This is a genomic window from Pseudoalteromonas sp. S3178, assembly GCF_005886985.1.
GTDB lineage: Bacteria > Pseudomonadota > Gammaproteobacteria > Enterobacterales > Alteromonadaceae > Pseudoalteromonas > Pseudoalteromonas carrageenovora.
Genome location: NZ_PNCW01000456.1, coordinates 1 through 246, shown reverse-complemented (window position 1 = coordinate 246; position 246 = coordinate 1). Strand labels below are relative to the sequence as shown.

Here is a 246-nt window from a genome sequence, read left to right as displayed (position 1 = left end):
TGTTCTGGATCAACAAGGATGCGGCCTCGCATCGCCGTGCGGCCCAGTAACATTCTAAATTTCATGGTTTCTCTATTGCTTAGCGTGATTTCAATTGGCCAAGCCTGATTGCCGATAGTTAAATTTGTTTCTATTACATAACGTAGTTCTTTATGACCGCCCGAATCGGTAACAACGCGCTCATCCACTACTTTTGCTTCACTACAGACTTCATAGTCAGTATTGTCTTGTTTGGGATGGATCCAA

Annotated in this window: 1 protein-coding gene; it reads right to left on the bottom strand. The window is 43.5% G+C overall.

Annotated features, from left to right (window positions below):
* A partial coding sequence (locus CWC11_RS21735; protein WP_171038514.1) for an ATP-dependent zinc protease family protein occupies nt 1-246 on the bottom strand: 246 nt, incomplete at both ends.